At 74.3% G+C, this 17,190-nt stretch carries 19 protein-coding genes; 13 read left to right on the forward strand and 6 right to left on the reverse strand.

Annotated elements, in window-relative coordinates:
• Window positions 1-62: 62 nt before the first annotated feature.
• Window positions 63-248, forward strand: coding sequence for a hypothetical protein (locus tag KIT14_12225; protein MCW5891301.1), 186 nt, complete (start codon window positions 63-65; stop codon window positions 246-248).
• A gap of 26 nt (window positions 249-274) precedes the next feature.
• Here the strand turns inward: KIT14_12225 and KIT14_12230 are convergent, their stop codons facing one another.
• Window positions 275-976 (reverse strand): HEAT repeat domain-containing protein, encoded by a 702-nt coding sequence (locus tag KIT14_12230; protein MCW5891302.1) that lies wholly within the window; start codon window positions 974-976, stop codon window positions 275-277.
• 362 nt (window positions 977-1,338) lie between these two features.
• Here KIT14_12230 and KIT14_12235 point away from each other — a divergent pair, with 362 nt between their 5' ends.
• Window positions 1,339-1,968: a J domain-containing protein gene (locus KIT14_12235; GenBank protein ID MCW5891303.1), complete on the forward strand. Its 630-nt coding sequence runs from the start codon at window positions 1,339-1,341 to the stop codon at window positions 1,966-1,968.
• 8 nt (window positions 1,969-1,976) lie between these two features.
• Here the strand turns inward: KIT14_12235 and KIT14_12240 are convergent, their stop codons facing one another.
• Window positions 1,977-2,612 carry a DUF309 domain-containing protein gene (locus tag KIT14_12240; GenBank protein MCW5891304.1) on the reverse strand — a complete coding sequence of 212 codons (636 nt, stop codon included), beginning with the start codon at window positions 2,610-2,612 and terminating at the stop codon, window positions 1,977-1,979.
• A gap of 28 nt (window positions 2,613-2,640) precedes the next feature.
• Between KIT14_12240 and KIT14_12245 the strand changes: the two genes are divergently transcribed.
• Window positions 2,641-3,522, forward strand: coding sequence for a hypothetical protein (locus KIT14_12245; protein ID MCW5891305.1), 882 nt, complete (start codon window positions 2,641-2,643; stop codon window positions 3,520-3,522).
• A gap of 9 nt (window positions 3,523-3,531) precedes the next feature.
• Complete coding sequence (locus KIT14_12250; protein ID MCW5891306.1) at window positions 3,532-4,296, forward strand: SDR family oxidoreductase; 765 nt, start codon at window positions 3,532-3,534, stop codon at window positions 4,294-4,296.
• Between the two features lie 92 nt (window positions 4,297-4,388).
• On the opposite strand, the gene KIT14_12255 is transcribed toward KIT14_12250, so the two are convergent.
• Window positions 4,389-4,922, reverse strand: a complete 534-nt coding sequence (locus tag KIT14_12255; GenBank protein MCW5891307.1) for a PadR family transcriptional regulator — start codon at window positions 4,920-4,922, stop codon at window positions 4,389-4,391.
• 268 nt (window positions 4,923-5,190) lie between these two features.
• Here KIT14_12255 and KIT14_12260 point away from each other — a divergent pair, with 268 nt between their 5' ends.
• From KIT14_12260 to KIT14_12280, 5 genes are all read left to right on the forward strand, one after another.
• Complete coding sequence (locus tag KIT14_12260) at window positions 5,191-6,165, forward strand: hypothetical protein (protein ID MCW5891308.1); 975 nt, start codon at window positions 5,191-5,193, stop codon at window positions 6,163-6,165.
• 19 nt (window positions 6,166-6,184) lie between these two features.
• Window positions 6,185-7,645, forward strand: a complete 1,461-nt coding sequence (locus KIT14_12265; GenBank protein MCW5891309.1) for a DUF1800 domain-containing protein — start codon at window positions 6,185-6,187, stop codon at window positions 7,643-7,645.
• 19 nt (window positions 7,646-7,664) lie between these two features.
• On the forward strand, window positions 7,665-9,119 hold the full coding sequence (locus KIT14_12270) for a DUF1501 domain-containing protein (GenBank protein ID MCW5891310.1): 1,455 nt from the start codon (window positions 7,665-7,667) through the stop codon (window positions 9,117-9,119).
• Window positions 9,120-9,325: 206 nt separating this feature from the next.
• Window positions 9,326-10,618, forward strand: a complete 1,293-nt coding sequence (locus KIT14_12275; GenBank protein MCW5891311.1) for a hypothetical protein — start codon at window positions 9,326-9,328, stop codon at window positions 10,616-10,618.
• On the forward strand, window positions 10,570-10,791 hold the full coding sequence (locus KIT14_12280) for a hypothetical protein (GenBank protein ID MCW5891312.1): 222 nt from the start codon (window positions 10,570-10,572) through the stop codon (window positions 10,789-10,791). Before KIT14_12275 ends, KIT14_12280 begins: the two co-directional genes overlap by 49 nt.
• Window positions 10,792-10,831: 40 nt before the next feature.
• Here KIT14_12280 and KIT14_12285 read toward each other — a convergent pair whose 3' ends face one another.
• Complete coding sequence (locus KIT14_12285) at window positions 10,832-11,248, reverse strand: hypothetical protein (protein ID MCW5891313.1); 417 nt, start codon at window positions 11,246-11,248, stop codon at window positions 10,832-10,834.
• 80 nt (window positions 11,249-11,328) lie between these two features.
• Here KIT14_12285 and KIT14_12290 point away from each other — a divergent pair, with 80 nt between their 5' ends.
• From KIT14_12290 to KIT14_12305, 4 genes are all read left to right on the forward strand, one after another.
• Window positions 11,329-12,900 (forward strand): Ppx/GppA family phosphatase, encoded by a 1,572-nt coding sequence (locus KIT14_12290; protein ID MCW5891314.1) that lies wholly within the window; start codon window positions 11,329-11,331, stop codon window positions 12,898-12,900.
• 79 nt (window positions 12,901-12,979) lie between these two features.
• Window positions 12,980-13,897 (forward strand): CHAD domain-containing protein, encoded by a 918-nt coding sequence (locus KIT14_12295; GenBank protein MCW5891315.1) that lies wholly within the window; start codon window positions 12,980-12,982, stop codon window positions 13,895-13,897.
• A gap of 90 nt (window positions 13,898-13,987) precedes the next feature.
• Window positions 13,988-14,398 (forward strand): histidine phosphatase family protein, encoded by a 411-nt coding sequence (locus KIT14_12300; GenBank protein ID MCW5891316.1) that lies wholly within the window; start codon window positions 13,988-13,990, stop codon window positions 14,396-14,398.
• 10 nt (window positions 14,399-14,408) lie between these two features.
• The gene (locus KIT14_12305; GenBank protein MCW5891317.1) at window positions 14,409-15,302 is read left to right on the forward strand and encodes an alpha/beta hydrolase; all 894 of its coding nucleotides are present in this window, start codon (window positions 14,409-14,411) and stop codon (window positions 15,300-15,302) included.
• Between the two features lie 46 nt (window positions 15,303-15,348).
• Here KIT14_12305 and KIT14_12310 read toward each other — a convergent pair whose 3' ends face one another.
• Both KIT14_12310 and KIT14_12315 read right to left on the reverse strand, forming a co-directional pair.
• Entirely contained in the window at window positions 15,349-15,711 is a 363-nt protein-coding gene (locus KIT14_12310; GenBank protein MCW5891318.1) for a hypothetical protein, read from the reverse strand.
• 62 nt (window positions 15,712-15,773) lie between these two features.
• Window positions 15,774-17,150: a PD40 domain-containing protein gene (locus KIT14_12315; GenBank protein ID MCW5891319.1), complete on the reverse strand. Its 1,377-nt coding sequence runs from the start codon at window positions 17,148-17,150 to the stop codon at window positions 15,774-15,776.
• Window positions 17,151-17,190 lie beyond the last annotated feature (40 nt).

Raw genomic sequence — 17,190 nt, forward strand, 5'->3', positions numbered from 1 at the left:
ACGAAGGGGGCTATTCGACCCCGGGGACGCGTGCTACCGACGGGTATCGGGAGGGATCTTCCGTGGTACAACGCTCGTCGTCGGCGCAACGCGAGGACGCCACCGAGCCGCTCGTCAACCTGAACGCCCGCGTCCCCAAGCACCTCTGGCGACGCGTTCGGCTGCGATGTCTCGAGGACAACCGCCTGTTGCGTTCGTTCATCACCGAGGCGCTGCTCGAGCACCTCAAGAACCGGGGAAAACGATAGGCCGTGGCGCGCGGTCGCGGGACGCCTCAGGGCGTCCCCGACTGGCCGCCGCGGCGCTCGGCGACGAGGGCCGGCGGGATGACCTCGGGCGCCGGCCGTTCCTTGATCTTGCGCACCGACGCGTCGGCCAGCGTACGGAGCTGCGGCGTGGCGGTCTCGCGCGCGGCGATCGCCTCGAGCGCCGGGATCGCGATCGGATCGCCGATCTCGCCCAGCGAGAAGATCGCGTTGCCGGCCAGCGGCGACTCGTTGTCGCGGGCGAGGAAGTCGAGCACCGGGCGGGTCGCGCGATCGCTGCCGATCTTGCCCAGGGAGACGAGGACGATGCGCTTGGTGGTGGCGTCCGTGTCGCGCAGGAAGAGCAGCTGCACGAGCGACGGAATCGCCTCCTCGGCGCGCATGCTGCCCAGCGTGTCGATCGACTTGAGCCGGATGCTCGGCTCGTCGTCGGTGAGACCCTGCATCAGATAGCCGATCGCCTTCGCGCGGTCGTCGGCGATGCCGAGCTCGCCGACGCCTTCGAGCCGCGTCGGCAGGTCCTCGTCCTGGAACTTGCGCACGGCCTCGTCGAGCTTCGCCTGCTGCGCCGCCTTGTTGGTGCCGGTGAAGCGGTCGCGCATCTGCTGGCGCCCGTCTTGCGCCGCCGGTACCTGAGCGCCGGCGAGGTGCGGCAGACCCGGAACGAGGAGCATGGCCGCCACCAGGGCGGCGCGACGCGCGGGTGACATCGGGCGCGGAGTCTGGTCCATGCCGGGGCGGTTTTCAACCGGAACCTGCGCCGTGTTTCCGTCTGCCGCGTCTTTCCGCCGTCGCCGCGATTCTGCTAGAAGCGCGCCCGCACGAGGGCGAACCCGAAGATATGTGGAACAGGCGCGCGGCGCTGGATGGGCTGTCGAGGATACTCGACGCCGCCGGCCTCGAAGAGCTCTTCACCGGGCCCGACGACGAGGCCGCGCTCCTCTACGATCTCCTCGCCGACGTCGCCCGCGGCCGCGCCTCGAGCTGCTACTGGGAGATCTGCCGCACGGCGCGCCGGCGGGGCGTCACCCCGGAGTACGTCATCGATCGCGCGGCGGTCATGCTGGCCTCGATGGAGGAGCGCCGCCGTACCGACCTCTACCGGCTGCTCGGTGCGCCGCCGTTGGCGACGCCCGACACGCTGCGCCAGTGCTGGCTCGACTTCGCCAAGACCGGCCACCCCGACGTGGGCGGCGACGCCGGCCGCTTCCGCCTCGTGAAGGAGGCGTACGAGATCCTGCGCGATCCCGAGCGTCGGGCCGAGTACGAGCGCTTCTGGGTGCGGGCGCTCGGTCCGTTCGAGCGGGTGGCGCCGGCCGACGAGGGCGTCGCCACCGTCGTCGCGCGGCCCGCGATCCCCGCGGTCGCCGGCGAGCGCCGCGTGGTGATGGTGGTGAAGAAGCCCGCCATGCCCGCCGCCGAGACCGACCAGGCGCCCGACGGCACGCCGGCGCTGCGCCATCGCGCGGCCCGGCTGTTCGCCGCCCGCGACGTGATCGACCGCCGCATCCACCCCGTCCTCGGCGGCTCCATGGGGGGGATCGGGGCGCTGCTCTCGCGCGTCGAGGAGGCGCTGGCCCCGGTCACGCTCGAGGACATCGAGCGGCTGCGCGCCGAGGTCGAGCGCGGCATCGCCCAGCTGGAGACGGTTCGCGTCCAGCTCGACACCGTCGCCGCGATGAAGCGCACGCTCGCGGTCTGAGTAGCCGCTCAGCGCAGCGTGAGGGGCGGGGGGGGCGTCGCCGGCGGCTCGGCGCCGCTCTCGAGGGCGACCTGCCAGGGCCCGAGGCCGGCGAGCAGCGCCGGGGCGTCGAGATGGGGCAGGGCATCGGCGGCGCCGTGCAGCCGCTCGCTGCCGTCGCGCAGCAGATTGCGCGCCCCGCGGGCGTTGCCGTGGCGCAGGTGGTGGAACGCGACGGCGATCTGGATGACGCCCTGGAGCCCGTGTCGCGCGTCGCCCGTGAGCGGCTGCCACGCCGCCTCGAGCACCTCGTGGACCTCGAAGAACAGACCCTCGGCCCAGAGCGCGGCGGCATCGTCGAGGGCTCGGTCGACGGCACCGGCGCCGGGCGACGAGGGCCGCGCGCGGCGGGCGGCGGCGGCGCGTGCCGCCCGGTGCGCGTGGGTCGCGACCGCATCCGCCCACGGCGCATGGACGTCCAGCAGCGCGGCGCTGCCCGGATCGACGAGGTGGCCGGCGGCGAGCCGCGCCGCGACCTCGGCTGGCGGCGTCGCGTGCGGCGCCGTCAGCCAGACGAGCGCGGCGCACGCGACGTCGTCGGTCGCCGCCTCGACCGCGAGGGCGGCGAGGGCGTTGCGCAGGGGCAGGGGGAAGGCCGGGGGCATGGGCGGCTCTGTCGGCGTCCGGAGGTCTATGCTACCACGCCGCGGCGTCGTGGCCCACGTCTACACCGCGCGTGTCCGTGTGCGACATCACGAGGTCGACCCCTTCGGGCGGCTGACCCCGGCGAGCCTCCTGCGCCACTGCGCGCAGGTCGCGATCGACGCCAGCGCCGACGCCGGCTTCGACGCCGCCTGGTACGCCGCCGCCGGCGGCCACTGGATCGTGCGCCGCACGACGTTCGCGCGCGGCGGCGTCGCGCGCGCCGACGACGTGCTGGCGGTGCGCACCTGGGTCGAGGACTTCCGCCGCGTGCGCTCGCATCGCCGCTACGAGGTGCAGACCGACGCCGGGGTGCCGGTCGCCACGGCGCGCACCGACTGGGTCTACGTCGATCTCGCGAGCGGGCGGCCGCGACGCATCCCGGCCGCGATCGAGGAGGGGTTCGGCCACCTCGCCGAGCCCGGCCCCGCGCGCGACGCCTGGAGCGCGCCGCCGCCGCCGCCGGGCGCCGTCCGCACCGTGCAACGCGTGCGCTGGAGCGACCTCGACGCGCTCGTGCACGTCAACAACGCGGCCTGGCTCGACCTCCTCGTCGAGGCGACGCTCGAGGTGCTGGCCGGCCTCGGCTGGCCGGCGGCGCGCCTGGTCGCCGCGGGCGCGATGCCGCACGTCGTGGCGGGCGACCTCGAGTATCTCGACGCCGCTCGCCACGGCGACGAGCTCGCGACGCTCACCTGGTGTGCGGCCGCCGCCGACGGCCTCGTCGTGCACCAGGAGATGCGGCGCGGCGGCGACGGCGTGCTCGCCGTCCGGGCCGCCACCACCTGGCGCTGGCAGCACGAGCCGGCGCTCGTACCGGCGACGCCGCCGGCCGAGCTCACCGCCGCGCTCGCGCCGCTGCGCGCCGCCTGAGAGGACGCGATGGATCGACCGCTGGCCGGACGCGTGGGCATCGTCACGGGCGCTTCGACCGGGATCGGCGCCGCCACCGCGCGCGCGCTGGCGGCGGCCGGCATGACCGTCGTCCTCGGCGCCCGCCGCGCCGAGCAGCTCGCCGCCGTGCGCGACGACATCGTCGCCGCCGGCGGCCGGGCCGACGCCGTGCCGACCGACCTGTGCCGGCCCGAGACGATCGACGCCCTCGTCGACGGCGCGGTCGCGCGCCACGGCCGCCTCGACGCGCTCGTCAACAACGCCGCCGTCGGCTACGTGCGCGCGATCGCCGACGGCCGGCTCGACGAGTGGCGCACGATCTTCGACACCAACGTGATCGGCACGCTGTGCGCGTGCCGCGCGGCCCTGCGCCACATGCTGCCGGCCGGCGCCGGCGACGTCGTCATCATGGGCTCCGCGTCGGCCGAAGAGGCGTGGCCGTATCTCGGCGTCTACGCCGCGTCGAAGGCGGCGCTGCTCACCCTCGCGCGCAGCCTCCGCGCCGAGGTGGCGACGGCGGGCATTCGCGTCATGACCATGGAGATCCACAACGTCGCCGGCACCGATTTCGCGCGCGACTTCGACCCCGCGGTCCTTCCCGACGCGATGAGACGCTGGATCGAGCTCGGCGTCTTCAACCGCCAGGCGCCCATGCTGACGCCCGATGCGGTGGCGCGGGCGGTCGTCTTCCAGCTGACGACGCCGCAGCCGGCGAGCATCCACGACCTCGTCATCCGTTCGCGGGAGAACTGAGGAGCCGCGGTCCCGGCGTGTGGCTGGCGGCGCGTTCGGGGGGGGGGCGGCGTCCCCCCCCCGCGTCCCCCGCCCCGAACGCGCCACCGCGATCACGCGACCGAGCGTGCCGCGGAAGCCCCGCCCAGCACCTCGCGGCAGTGCGCGAGCCAGCGCAGATGGGCCTCCGCGTGGGCCAGGGCCGCTTCGCGGGCGAGGCGACGCAGTGGCGCGGCGCCGTCGCGGGCAGCTTCCTCGCGGACGAGGGCGAGGTAGCGGCGGTACTCGCTCTCCTGGCGGTCGAGCTGGGCGAGGATGGCGGGAGCGCCGTCGCGCTCGGCGGCGAGGCAGCGGACGAAGATCTCCTCGCGCAGCGGCGGCGGCCAGGTCGGACGGCGCGCGAGCCAGGTGCGCAGCGCGCGGTCGCCGCGGGCAGTGAGGCGGAAGAGGCGGCGCAGGCGGCAGCCGTAGCGCTCGTCGCGGCGGACGACGAAGCCGCGCGCCTCGAGCTCGTGGAGCAGCTGATAGACCTGGCCGATGTTCGGGTGCCAGAGCGGGCCCAGCTGCCGGTCGAAGCGCTTCACCAGCTCGTAGCCGTGGGCTTCGCCCTGCGCGAGCAGGGCCAGCAGCGCGTAGCGTAGGTGCATGTCGGTCTCCTCCCTCGCCGCCGGCGGAGCGAGCGACGTGCCAGCCCGCGGCGCCGCTTCGCGGGGGCGCGAGCGGCGTCGCGTGCGCCGGCCTTGACGGGCGCGGCACGTGTGCCCGCCCGTGTCGTCGCCGCGCGCGCGCGGCTCTTCACGCGACGCGGCCTCGGCCGGGCGGCGCGCCGGCGTGGTGGCGTCGTCGCGTCGCGGGGACGGATGTCCAGTGACTTTTCATTGACGCGGAAGCCGCGGGTCGTGGTATGGGCGCGCCATGTCGGCCTCTGGGTGGACGGTCGCGGCCGTCCTCGCGAGTGCGCTGTTCGGCGGCGCGATTCCGGCCGGAGCGGTGGTGTTCGGCGGCGGCGGCAGCGCGACGACCGATTGCCTGGTCGCCTTCGACGCAGCGCTCAACCATCCGGCGAAGAAGCCCAGGATGATCCGCTGCGCCGACGGCGACCCGGCCTGCGACAGGGACGGCGTGGTCAACGGCGTCTGCGAGTTCGAGGTCGCGCTGTGCGCGAACAGCACCTACAACCCGACCCGGTGCACGCTCGCGGGCGTGCAGTCGATCCGCGTCGACCACGCCCAGGACAACGGCGACCCGAAGTTCGATCCCGATTTCCAGGCGCTCCAGCAGCGCACGAACAACGAGATCGAGCCGCCGACGGCGAGCGCCGACAAGTGCACGTTCGCGACCCGCATCCGTGTGCCGCTCACCGGACCGCTGCCCGGCGCCGTCTGCAAGCGCGGCAAGAAGCAGATCCGGCTGACGTCGATGTCGACGTTCCAGCTCGGCAAGATCTACAAGGACGTCGACAAGCTGAAGCTCATGTGCGACCCGCCGCCCTCGGGCTGCGATCCGCAGGTGCTCTTCACCGGTACGTACGATCGCATCCAGCGCCAGATCTTCAACCGGAGCTGTGCGCTCTCGGGCTGCCACGACTCGCAGACGCAGGCGGGCAACATGCTCCTCGAGCAGCCGTCGGCGTACGCGAACGTCGTCAACGTGATCCCGAGCAACTTCGCGGCGGCGGGTATGGGCTGGCGCCGGATCGACGCGGCCAACGCGCAGACGAGCACGAGCTTCCTCTATCGGAAGATCACGGGCGACTTCGGCGGCAATCCGGCCCTCGGCGCCCGCATGCCGTACGGTCGTCCGAAGCTCGACGCGTATCTCGTCGACATCGTGCGCGCGTGGATCGCCGCCGGGGCGCCGGCGAACGGCTGGGTGCCGGGCACCGACTGACGGCACCGGAGGACGACACATGGTCAACGAGGGGGCAACGCTCGGCGCGGCGGCGGCGCGACACCTCCTGCGGCGCACCGGGTTCGGGGCGCTCGCACGCGACGTGAGCCGCTACACGGGGCTCTCCCGCGGCGCCGCGGCCGACCGCCTGGTGGGCTTCAAGGCGAAGGCCTTCAAGCCGGGCGGCAGCTACTTCGAGCAGGCCCACGACAAGTGGGTCACGTACATCCTCAAGGCGAAGTTCCCGCTCATGGAGAAGCTCGCGCTCTTCTGGCACGACCACTTCGCCGTCGCGATCGCGAAGGTGATCGACGTGAAGCGGATGGGGCTCTACGTCGGCCTGCTCCATCAGCACTGCAACGGCAACCTGAAGACCTTCGTCAAGGCGATGAACAAGGACGCCGCGATGATGGAGTTCCTGGACACGGTCCGGAACGACAAGGGCATCCCGAACGAGAACTACGCCCGCGAGCTCCAGGAGCTGTTCACGTTGGGCGTCTACGACCTCGCCGGGCAGCCCAACTACACGCAGGCCGACATCGTGCAGATCGCGCGCGCGTTCACCGGCTGGACCTACGACGGCAGCAACAAGCCGCGCTTCGACGACTACCGGCACGACTACGCCGCCGAGTTCCCCGAGCGCGGGCCGAAGACGCTCTTCGCGGGGCGCCCGGGCTTTCCCGCCGGCGGCGCGTCGTTCGCGAGCCCCGAGGGCGCGACCGAGATCGACCAGGTGGTCGACGTCCTCTTCCAGCACACCGACTCGCAGGGCAAGAACACGGTCGCGCGCCGCACCGCCTACCGGCTCTGCGAGTACTTCGCGCACCCGCAGCCGAGCCTGGCGTTCGTCGACCAGATCGTCGCGCACTCGGGCTTCGACGTGAGCTTCGACATCCGCCGTCTCGTCCGCTCGCTCCTGTGCCACGACGAATTCTACGCCAGCGCCGCCGGCCCGCCGTACACGGAGGCGAGCCGGAAGTCGGTGCGCTGGCCGATCGACTACGTCGTCGGCACGCTGCGCATCCTCGGCCTGAAGCCGCGCGGCCGCTACCAAGTGATCCAGGGCGGCAGCTACCGCCGCGTCTTCGACCACCTCGGCAACATGGGGCAGACGCTGATGGACCCGCCGAGCGTCTTCGGCTGGGACTGGGAGACGAGCTGGGTCAGCAGCTCGACGTTGCTCGCCCGCTACAACTTCGCGCGCGACATCATCATGGCGCGGTGGGGCGGCGGCGCCCTCAAGACGGATCGTCTCGTCAACACCGGCCTCACCGATCCCGGCGCCATCGTCGACGCCGTCACCGACCTCTTCGGCGTGCGCGACCAGCTGAGCCCGGCCGAGCGCCAGGTCTTCGTCGACTATCTCACCGAGAACGGCACCGTGCCGTCGATCGACCTGCGGAACTGGGACGTGCGCAACACGAAGCTGAACGGCCTCTTCGCGCTGGTGATGCAGTCGCCGGCCTACCAGCTCCACTGACGGACGGGGGACGCCTCGCATGAACGTCACACGACGCCAGTTCCTGCAGCGCACCGGCGCCGCGACGGCCGGCGCGCTGCTCGGCCCGGGCCTCTTCGCCCATCCCCTGGTCCGCAGCGCGATGGCCGACACCATCGGCGATCGCTACTTCATCGTGCTCTTCCTCGACGGCGGGAACGACGGGCAGAACACCGTCATCCCGCGTTCCAACGGCAGCGCGAACCTGCGCACGCTGTACGACGGCTACCGTCGCACGGGCGGCGGCGGCATCGCCGTCCCCGCGGCGGCGCTCGCGGCCACGGCGATCGGCAACTGTCCCGGCACCGGCGCCCAGCTCGGCCTCCACCCCGGTCTCGCCGGCTTCGGCGGCAGGCCGGGCGTCGGCGGCCTGAAGGCGCTCTACGACGCCGGCAAGGTCGCCGTCATCCAGGGCTGCGGCTACCCCGACTACAGCCTCTCGCACGAGGAGTCGCGGGTGATCTGGCAGACGGGGAACCCGCTCGGGGTGCCGGGCCTGACGGGCACGGGCTGGGGCGGACGGCACCTGGCCCATCCGGCGTACGGCTACGGCGGCACGCAGGTGCCCGCCGTCACCATCGGCAGCTCGGTGGCGCCGGAGCTGCGGCAGTCGGGCACGAGCGTGCTCGCCATCGACCGCCTCGAGGACTTCGGCTTCCCGTACGACTACGACTTCGACGACGACACCGCGACCAAGCGCGAGGCGTTCCGCCGGCTCCACCAGGATCTCGCCGCAGGCGATGCGCTGCCGAGCAAGGCCTATCTCGGCGCCAGCGGGCATGCGACGCTCGTCAGCAGCGAGAGCTACCCGCAGCTCCACGACCTCTACCAGGCCGACCGCGCGAGCTGGAGCGCGCAGTACGACGGCCTCGACCGCAGCACCGGCTACGACCTGCGCGAGATCGCCAAGATCATCTACGGCAGCGCGCAGGGCGTCCCGAACATCGGCGCGCGCTTCTTCGCGCTCGCCAACGGCGGCTACGACACGCACTCCGACCAGGGCGCCGCGCAGCCCACCGGGCAGCACTTCGGCCTGCTCGCCGAGATCGGCGCGGCGATCAAGATCTTCTACGACGACGTCGCCAGCATGGGCCTCGCCCACAAGGTCTGCCTCCTCGTCTGGAGCGAGTTCGCGCGCCGCATCCCGCAGAACGACAACGGCACCGACCACGGCTCGCAGGGGCCGATGTTCGTCGTCGGCGGCAGCGTGAACGGCGGCGTCTACGGCAATCACCCGGACATCGCGAACCTCGACTGGAACGAGAACACCGTCTATCGCCAGGCGCCCGGGCCGCACCGCTCGACGGACTTCCGCGACGTCTACGGCACCATCCTGACGCGCTGGGTGAACATGCCTCCCGCGGCCGTGGCGGCCGACATCCTCCCGGTCGACACCGAGGGGCCGGCGTCCGACTACTGGCAGACGGCCAACTTCAACCTGGGGTTCCTGCCGTAGCGCCGTCGCCGGGCGACTACTACGTCCACGATCCGCGGGTCGTCCTCGTCCCGATCGAGCATCTCTCGGCGGCGGGGACGAGCCCTGCGTTCCGGGCCTTCGCGCAGGCCCGCGCCGGCTGGTCCCCGGACCGGCTCGACCTCCTCGACGCCGGCTTCGCGCGCTACTGGAGCCGCGGCACGGCGCTCGCGGCGCGCGCCGCCTGGGTGCCGCCACGCCGGCGGCACCTCGCGGTCGTCACCGGCGACGCGCTCGCCGTCCGGCCGTACGCGCAGCTCCTCAACACGAGCGCCTGGCTGCTCTACGAGGCCGACGTCGACCCGGCCACCTCCGATCCCGAGCTGCTGGCGTGGCTCCTGGCCCTCGGCGACCGCATGGCGGCGACGGGGGAGGTGACGCTGGCCGCCGTCCAGACCGCGGCGTGGTGGCTCGAGCGCAGCGACGCCGAGTGCGCCGCGTTCGCGGCCGCCGCACGGCGCAGCACGCGCCCCGATGCGGACGCCGTGCGGGCGACCGCGGACGCGGTGCCGTGGCTGCGCCGGCTCGCGCACGAGACGCTCCGCCCGCCGGCTCTGCTCGGCGCGCACCGGCCCGTGCCCGGCACCGGGCTCCTCGTGCCGGCGCATCTCGAGACCGAGCCGCCGGCGCTCGTGGCGCGCTGGACGACGGTCGCACGGTCGACCGTCGCCGCCTTCCAGGGACGCTGGCGCGTGCGCGACCCGGCCGTCACGGCGGCGCTGCTCGACTGGCTCGCGGGAGACGCGCCGCCGCTCCTCGTCGTCGGCGAGCGCGGGCGCATCGTGTGGGACCCGGCGACGCCCGACCGCCTCGGCCCGCTGCGCGCCGTGCTGCGCGACGCCGACGCGGCGGCCGTCGCCGCCGTGCGCAACGATCTCGACGCGGTGGCGCGGGTGACGCGCGACTTCCGGGCGGCGGTGGTCGAGCCGTCGGCGCTGCCGGCGTCGGCCGCGGGCGCGCTCCAGCGCGGCTACGGCTACCTCCATGCGGCGCGCGGGCTCGTCGCCTACAACCTCCACGAGCCCGGCATGGAGCGGTTGCACGGGCCGCCGCTGCCCTACGCGCGGGCCATGGTCGCGGCGCGCGCGGCGCACGAGTGGGCGCACCTCGCGGACACGGCTGGGCTGGCCGTGCACGCTCGCGCCCGCGGCGTCACGCCCGCCGCGCCGCGCTGGCCGACGCCCTCGACGCGACCATCGCCGCGGCGCCGGCGGCGCTGCACCGCACGACCGCCGCGGACCTGGCGGCGCTGGGCCGCGACGGAACGCCCGGCGCCGCGCTGGCCGAGGTCACGCTGCGCCGCCTGCCGGACTGGCGCGCGAACCTCGTCGCTCGCGCGCTGCTCGACGCGACCGAGCGCGAGACCTACGTGCGGCACAACGTGCGCCTGCTGCGCCCCGAGTATCCGCCGCCCGCGTTCTGGCGCCTGCTCGTGCGCCACCTCTTCGAGTTCCAGTACGTGCGCCCGGCGCTCGGGATGACCGCCGTGCCGGATCCGCTCGCGTTCTACCTCCATAGCACGGGCGCGGCCGACGAGCTGGCCGCGGCGGGAGCGTGCGACAGCGCCGGGTTCGTCGCGCTCGCCGACGCGGTCGCCCACTGCTGCGCGGCCTTCGCCGTCGACCCGGCACGGCTGCGGCTGCCCGCCCCCTGAGCCCCCGGGCGGCGCGCCCGCTCGCGATGCCGCCGCGGCCTCAGCGTGCCCCCGGCACGCGCGCGAAGTGCGGCCAGGGGGCGGCGCGCGTCGTCCACAGCCAGGCGGTGAACGCCAGCCCGAAGCCGAGGTCGGGGCTGACCGCGATCAGCGCGGCCGGCGGCAGCGAGCCGTCCCGCACGCACCACGCGGTGACGCCGACGAAGCTGAGCTTGCCCGCGGCGGCGAGGGCGACGAAGAGCCGGTCCGTCAGCCCGGTGACGGCGGTCCACAGGTAGCCCGTGCCGAAGAGGAGGACGAACACCGCGATGGTGCGCAGGTAGATCGGCGGGGCGTCGACGGGCAGGTGCGCCAGCCGGCGGACGGCGGCGACCTCCGGCAGGAAGCCGACCGCCGCGACGAGGTTCACGATCGCCGTGGCGAACAACGCGATGCGCAGCCAGCGCGGCACGAGCATCGCCGTGGTATGCGCGCCGGCGCGCCGTCAGACAACGCCTGCGACATGACTTCGCCGTCGGCGGGGAGTACCATCGCCGCGTGCGTCTCGCCGCGATCGACCTCGGAACCAACTCGGTGCACATGGTCATCGCCGACGTCACGCCCGACGGTCGCATCGTCGTCGTCGACCGCGTGAAGGAGATGGTCCGTCTCGGCCGCAAGGCGTTCACGACCGGTCGCCTCGCACCCGAGACCATGACGCTCGCCTCGAAGGCGCTGCGCACGTTCGGGCGGCTGGCGCGGGCGCGCAAGGTGCAGCGCCTGCGCACCGTCGCCACGAGCGCCGTGCGCGAGGCGCGCAACGGGGCGGCGTTCGTCGCCCGCCTGCGGCGCGAGACCGGGATGCCCATCAAGGTCATCTCCGGGCTCGAGGAGGCGCGCCTGATCTTCCAGGCGGCGCGGCACGCCATCGGCCTCGAGGGCGGACCGCACCTCCTCGTCGACGTCGGCGGCGGCAGCGTCGAGCTGTCGCTGGCCTACGACGGCAAGCCGCTGTGGCTGGAAAGCCTGCCGCTCGGCGTCGCGCGTCTCACCGACACGTTCCTCACGAAGGATCCGCCGAGCGCGGGCCAGGTCCAGCGTCTCGAGCGCCACCTCGCGCACGAGATGGGCGCGCTCGAGCGCGCCAAGCGCGCCGGCGCGGTGCAGGCGGTGGGCACGTCGGGGACCATCAATACGCTCGTCGCCATGGCGCTGGCGGCGCGGGGCGAAGAATCGGCGCGCCTCCACGGCGCGCACGCGACCGCGGACGAGATCGCGCGCATCCGGCGCCGCGTGCTCCAGGTGTCGGCCGCCGACCGCACCGAGCTGCCGGGCATGGATCAGAAGCGCATCGACCTGATGCCGGCGGCGGTCGTCCTCGTCGACACCATTCTGCAGCGGGCGGGCGGGCCCGACCTCGTCGCCTGCTCGTGGGCGCTGCGCGAGGGGGTGCTGCTCGACCTGGCGGGCGTCGGCGGCCAGACGCGGACCGGCACCACCGGGGTTCGGCGGCGCTCGGTCGAGGCGCTCGCCCACCGCTGGGTCGGCGCCGACGTGCACGGGCGGCACGTCGCCGTGCTGGCCCGCCAGCTGTTCGACGCGCTCGCCGGCGACCTCGGGCTGCCCATCGAGTCGCGCGAGATGCTCGAGTACGCCGCGCTGCTGCACGACGTCGGGCGCGCCGTCGAGCACGACCGCCACCAGCGGCATACCTACTACATCGTCAAGAACAGCGAGCTGCTCGGATTCTCGCCCGTGGAGATCGAGATGCTCGCCCAGGTCGCCCGCGGACACCGCAAGCAGCCGCCGCGGCTCTCCGATCCGGAGGTCGAGGTGCTGCCGCCCGCGCGGCGGCGTATCGTGCGCGGGCTCGCGGCACTCCTGCGCGTCGCCGACGCTCTCGACCGGACCCATCAGGGTGTGATTAGCTCGCTCGACGTGTCGCGCTCCGAGGGTCGGCTCGTGATCCGGGTCGACGCGGGCGCCGAACGCGCGGAGCTCGAGCTGTGGGCCGCGGAACGACGGACAGACCTGCTGGGACGGCTGCTGGATCGCCCGGTCCTCCTGCGCGCCCGCCGCGCCAGCCGCGCGCGCGGCGAGGAACGCTTGCGGGCCCGCGCCGGACGCTGAGCGGGCGTAGCTGATGGGCGGGCGGCACGCCGCGCAGCCCGGCCCGCCGACCCCGGGACCGGACGACGATGCCCGCCGCGTGGGACGAGCCCTGGTCGCCTTCTACCTCGCGAGCTTCGCGGCGAACGCCGAGGCGGCGCACGCGGGCGACGTCGAGGGAGTGCACCAGCTGCGCGTCGCGACCCGCCGCATCCGCGTCGCCTTGCGCCTCTTCGAGCGGTTCCTGCCCGCGGCGACGGTCGCCGCACTGATGGACGGCTTCGCCGAGCTGGGCCGCGGCATCGGCAGCGTTCGCGACCTCGACGTCCTCGCCGCCGCGATCGCCGCCGGGGCCGAGCGGCTCGACCCGGCCGCGCGCCGGGCGTTGCCGCCGCTCGCCGACTACGTCGCCGCGGAGCGGGTGCGTGCCCTCGAGGCGCTGCGCGTACGGCTGGGCACGCCGCGCGTCCGGCGACTCCTGGCGCGAGCGGAGAAGCTCGGCGCCACAGGGCCGCGCGGTGCGCCGGTGCGGCTGGCCGAAGTCGCCCCGGCGGTCACGCGCCCGCTGCTCCGCGGCGTCGAGCGGCGGGGGAGGGCGCTCGCGTCGCGCGACGCGGTCGCGAAGGCGTCGGACGAGGCGCTGCACGAGCTGCGCGTGCGCGTGAAGCGGCTGCGCTATGCGTGCGAGGCGCTGGCCGGGCTCGATCCCGAGGCGATGGGGCCGGTGGTGGCGCGGCTGGTGACGCTCCAGGATGTCCTCGGCGACCACCAGGACGCCGTCATGCAGGCGGCGTGGCTGCACGCCGCCGCCCAGCGCACGAGCTTCCCGCCGGCCACCCTGCTCGCGACCGGCGGGCTCCTCGCCGGGCTCGCGCGGCGCGCCCGGCGCCGCCGCCGGCGTTTCCTCGGCGCCTGGCGCCGCTTCGAACGGCGCGGCACCAAGCGGCGCGCTGCATCGAAGCCCTGGGTCCCGGCGCTCGCGCCGGCGCCACCGCCGCCCGAGGCTCCCGCGCCATGATGCTCTACGTGATGCGGCACGGCGTCGCCGAGGATCGCGGCGACGGCGACGACCGCAGCCGGCGGCCTCACGCGGCGCGGGCGCCGGCGCGTGGAGCGCGCCACCGCCGGCCTGCGCGCGCTCGGGCTGTCGTTCGACGCGATCGCGACCAGCCCGCTGGCGCGCGCCGCCGAGACCGCGGCGATCGTGGCTGCCCGCCTCCCGGACGTGCCGGCGCCGCGCGAGCTCGAGGCGCTCGAGCCCGACGTCCCGGCCGCCGAGACGCTGCGCGCCCTGCGCCTGTTCGCACGCAGCCGCCACGTGCTGCTGGTCGGTCACGAGCCCAACCTCGGGCAGCTGCTCGCGCTGCTCCTCACCGGGTCGCCGGACGGCGCGGCGATCGCCCTGAAGAAGGGTGCCTGCGCCGCGGTCGAGCTCACCGCGCTCGCGCCGGGTGGCGGTGCGACGCTGCGCTGGCTGCTCCCGCCGCGCACGCTGCGGCGCCTCGGCCGGCACGGCTGAGCGGTCGGCGTTGCGTCCCACCGTCCACGCCGAGGAGGTCCACGCCGTCGAGGTCGAGGACGTCCAGTACGCCGCGCCTGCGGGCGAGCGCCTGCTCGCCCGCGTCTACCGGCCGCGCGGCGGTGGGCCGTACCCGGCGCTGGTCGACGTGCACGGCGGCGCCTGGTCGCACTTCGACCGCACCGTCGACGCCAACATATGCCGCGCGCTCGCGGCGCGCGGCATGGTCGTGGTCGCGCTCGACTTCCGCCAGGCGCCCGACCACGGCTACCCGACCGCGGTCGCCGACGTCGTCGCCGGGTTGCGGTTCGTACGCGACGCGGGTGCGGAGCTGGGCGCGCTCGCGGCGCCGCCGGGGCTCGTCGGCGGCTCGAGCGGCGGGCACCTGGCACTCCTCGCCGCGCTGCGCCCGAACGCCGCCGAGTACGCGACCACGTCCTCGCTCGGGACGGCGCCGGTCGCGGCGGCGCCGCTCGCCGTCGCGTACGTGCTGGCGCTGTGGCCGGTCGCCGATCCCCTGACGCGCTACCACTACCTGCGCGAGCGCATGACCGATCCGGTGCCGCCGCGCGATCGCTTCTTCCGTCCCGAGCACCTGAAAGCGGCCCACGACGCGTTCTTCGGCGACGCCGCCACCATGGAGCGCGCCAGCGTGCCGCGCATCGTGGCCGCGGGCGAGCACGAGGCCCTGCCGCCGCTCTGGATCGCGCATCCCGAGCTCGACGAGAACGTCACCCTGCCGATGTCCGAGGGATTGCGCGACGTGTGGCGGTCGGCCGGCGGCGAGGCCGCGCTCGAGGTGTTCCCGGGCGTCGGCCACTCGTTCGCGAACTTTCCGGGCGGCGCCGCGACGGCCTGCATCCGCGCGATGCAGCGCTTCGTCGCCGTGCAGCTCGCGCGCTGAGCCGCGCGGCCCCGGCCCGCGGCGTGTGGTCCGGCGCCAGGGCGCTTCAGCTGCCGTGCGCAACGAGGGCGGTCTTGCAGGCGTCGGAGAGCTTCGCCGCGTTCTCCTGCAGGCAGGCCTTCACCTTCGCCTTGTCGGGGGCGGCGTCGCGACAGTACTTCACGACGTCGTCGTGGCAGGCGCTCTCCGGGTTGGTGAAGGTGGGCACGCCGACGGTCTGCTTGCAGGCGGGCGTGAGGTCCGCCGCGCGGCTTTCGAGGCAGCGCAGCAGGCGGCCGCGGCCGGGCAGGACGCCCTTGCAGTACTTCTCGACGTCCGGCCCGCAGTTGCCGAACTGGGCGGCGGCGAGCGAGGGCAGCAGCGCGAGGGTGAGGGCGGCGGCGAGGCGGGTGCGGGTCGCGTGGGTCATGGATCCTCCGGACGGCCTGGGTAGCCGGCCGCCGCCGGGCTTCGCAAGACGCCGCGGGGCCGTCACTCGTAGCGTCCGATCAGGGTCTGCTGCTCGAAGACGGGCGGCGTGTCCGGCAAAGAGCCGCCGCAGGCGTCGTCGGGCGGCGTGTAGGCGCGCGGGTCGCGCAGCATCTCCGCCGCGGCGTCGCGGATCCGGACGTCGAGGTCGAGGGGCAGGTCGGCGACGGTCTGCACACCGGCGAGGCGGGTGACGAGGGCGTCGCGCAGGCGGCGGATGGTGCAGCCCTGGTCGATGCGGGTGGCGGCGCTGATGCGCGCCTGCGACCACAGGAGACGCTTGCCCTTCGGGTCCCAGGCGAACTCGGGAATGACCCAGCCGTCGTTGCCCGTGTGCGTCAGCCGGCGCAGCGCGCCCGGCTTGAAGCGCGTGCGGCCGCGGTTCCACTGCAGCGTCAGCTCCCAGAGGTCGGTGGCCTGCTCGAAGCGGGGTTGGAGGAAGTTGTTCGCGAACACCGAGAGGATGAGGGCGAAGTCGTAGTCGGCCGGCAGCCCGAGCAGGTGGGCCGCGGTGGTCCAGGTGTTGTGCGCGCCGGGCAGGTCGCGCGACGACATGAAGATCACGTGCTTCATGTCCGGGGTGAAGATCGCCTGCTCGTCCCAGGCGAGGTGGTCGGTGAGGCGCACCGGGCGGCACTCGCCGCGGTCGCGCTTCTTCAGATGGCAGAAGAACAGCTCCGGGTTCACCGCCGTGTCGACGGTCTCGGTGTAGAGGAAGCCCGAGCCGTCGGGTGCCCACCACTGCGTCTCGTACCAGTGCCCGTTGGCCGGGCGGACGACGCGCTCGTCGACGAGCTGCGGGCCGTTCGGCCCGTTCGGATCGAAGCGGGCGACGCGTACGTCGGACCTGCCGGTGCCGCCGGCGCTCGCGTTCCAGTTGAGCGCGGTCCAGACGATCCACTTCCCGTCCGGCGACCAGTAGGCGTGGAAGTGGTCCTCGAGGTCGCCGCTGCGGGTGAGGTTCGTCTTCTGCTGGCCGTCGGCCGTCATCACCCACACGTCCGAGCCGATGCCGCCGAAGCCCGGCGCGCCGATCGTGACGGTGTGGCCGTGCCACGAGTGGAACAGGATCCAGCGCCCGCCCGGCTGCACGACGGGCACCTGGTGGCGTCCCTCGAGGTCGCAGGTGAGGCAGACGCGCGCCGAGCCGTCGAGGCGCGAGCGATGGATGTCGAACTCGCCGTCGCCGTCCTCGTCGCGGATGAACGCGTCGTGCCAGACGACCGTGTCGGCGTCGAGCCAGTCGACGGCCTGGCCGAGCACGAACGGCTGCTGCTCGGTGACGAAGGTACGGGGAGCGCGGTCGCGGGCCGCCGCCGTGGTGGCGACCACGAGGGCGAGGCCGGCGAGGACGAGACGGCGGGTCGAGGGAGTCGGCACTGCGCGTGGCTAGCAAGTCGCCCGCGCTCCTGGCAACCGG

The organism is bacterium (genome assembly GCA_026129405.1).
In the GTDB taxonomy this organism is placed as follows: Bacteria; Desulfobacterota; Binatia; order DP-6; family DP-6; genus JAHCID01.